The organism is Devosia marina (assembly GCF_009758415.1).
In the GTDB taxonomy this organism is placed as follows: Bacteria; Pseudomonadota; Alphaproteobacteria; order Rhizobiales; family Devosiaceae; genus Devosia; species Devosia marina.
In genome coordinates this window covers 1-1,704 of record NZ_WQRF01000022.1, presented here as the reverse complement: position 1 = coordinate 1,704, position 1,704 = coordinate 1, and the positions used below count along the sequence as shown (strand labels likewise).

Here is a 1,704-nt window from a genome sequence, read left to right as displayed (position 1 = left end):
CATTCGCTGAAGCTGAGGTTGGTGGTGATGACGACGCTGGTCTGCTCGTAGAGCTTGCTGAGCAGATGGAACAGCAGCGCCCCGCCTGACGGGCTGAACGGCAGATAGCCCAGTTCGTCGAGGATGATCAGATCGAGGCGCAGTAAGCGCTCGGCCAGCTGGCCCGCCTTGTTGAAGGCCTTTTCCTGCTCGAGCGCATTGACCAGGTCGACGGTGGCGAAGAAGCGGACCTTCTTGTGGTGATGCTGCACCGCCTGGATGCCGAGCGCGGTGGCGATGTGGGTTTTGCCCGTGCCTGGGCCGCCGATCAGCACCACATTGTCGGCGCCCTCGATGAACGTGCCGCGGTAAAGCTGCTGGACCATGGCCTCATTGACCTCGCTGGACGCAAAGTCGAAGCCCGACAGATCCTTGAAGGCGGGGAAGCGAGCCGCCTTGAGCTGATAGGCGATGGATCGAACCTCTCGCTCGGCTAGCTCGGCCTTGAGCAGTTGGGAGAGGATCGGCACGGCCGTATCGAAGGCGGGCGCGCCCTGTTCGAGCAGCTCGCTCACGGCCTGGGCCATGCCATGCATTTTGAGGCTGCGGAGCATCACCACGACGGCGGCACTGGCAGGGTCATGACGCATGGCGAACATCCTTGCCGCGCAGCGTGTCATAGCGGGCAACGTTGGCCTTGGGCTCCTGGCGCAAGACCAGGGCCTGCGGCGCATTGATCGTCTCGACCTGGCTGGCCTTGCCATCGACCAGGCGGTGCAGGAGGTTGAGCACATGGGTCTTGGTCGGAACGCCGGCCTCGAGTGCGAGCTCGACGGCACTGAGGACCGCCTGCTCGTCGTGATGCAGCACCAGCGCCAGGATCTCGACCATCTCCCGGTCGCCGCCCGGATGCTTGAGCAGGTGGCCCTGCAGTCGACGGAACGCCTCGGGCAGATCGACGAACGGCGCGCCATTGCGCAGGGCACCCGGCTTGCGCTGGATCACCGCCAGATAGTGCCGCCAGTCATAGACCGTGCGTCCCGGCTGGTGGTGGGAGCGCTCGATAATGCGCGCGTGCTCGCACAGGATCTGACCCTCGGCCACCAGCACGATCCGTTCGGGGTAAATCCGCAGGCTGACCGGCCGGTTCGCGAACGAGGCCGGAACGCTGTAGCGATTGCGCTCGAAGTGCACGAGGCACGTCGGCGAGACCCGCTTGGTCTGTTCAACAAAGCCATCGAAGGGTCGCCCCAATGCCATCAGGCTCGCGACCTCGCCGGCATGCACATCGGCGACGCTGCCCGGAAGGCCGCCATGCGTGATCTGGCCCCATTGCGCGATGCACTGCTCTTCGAGCCAGGCGTTCAGGGCACCGAGGTCAGGGAAGCTGGGCAGTGGCTGCCACAGTCGCCGGCGGGCATCCTGCACGTTCTTTTCCACCTGGCCCTTTTCCCAGCCCGAGGCGGGATTGCAGAACTCGGGCTCGAACAGGTAATGGCTGGCCATGGCTGCGAACCGGGCGTTGACCTGTCGGGCCTTGCCCGAGCCGATCCGATCGACCGCGGTCTTCATGTTGTCGAAGATGCCGCGGCGGGGCACACCGCCCAAGACCCGAAACGCCTGAGTCATTGCGTCGAACAGCATCTCGTGGGTCTGCAGCAGATATGCCCGCACGATGAATGCCCGGCTGTGCGACAGCTTGGTATGGGCCACCTGCAGCTTGGT

At 64.8% G+C, this 1,704-nt stretch carries 2 protein-coding genes; both read right to left on the bottom strand.

All coding sequences use genetic code 11. The features are described from left to right. The coding region (istB, locus tag GO014_RS18865; protein ID WP_157291819.1) for an IS21-like element helper ATPase IstB at positions 1-629 on the bottom strand (629 nt) is incomplete at its 3' end. Then, a partial coding sequence (gene istA / locus GO014_RS18860; protein ID WP_157291818.1) for an IS21 family transposase occupies positions 619-1,704 on the bottom strand: 1,086 nt, incomplete at its 5' end. The genes istB and istA, both read right to left, overlap by 11 nt.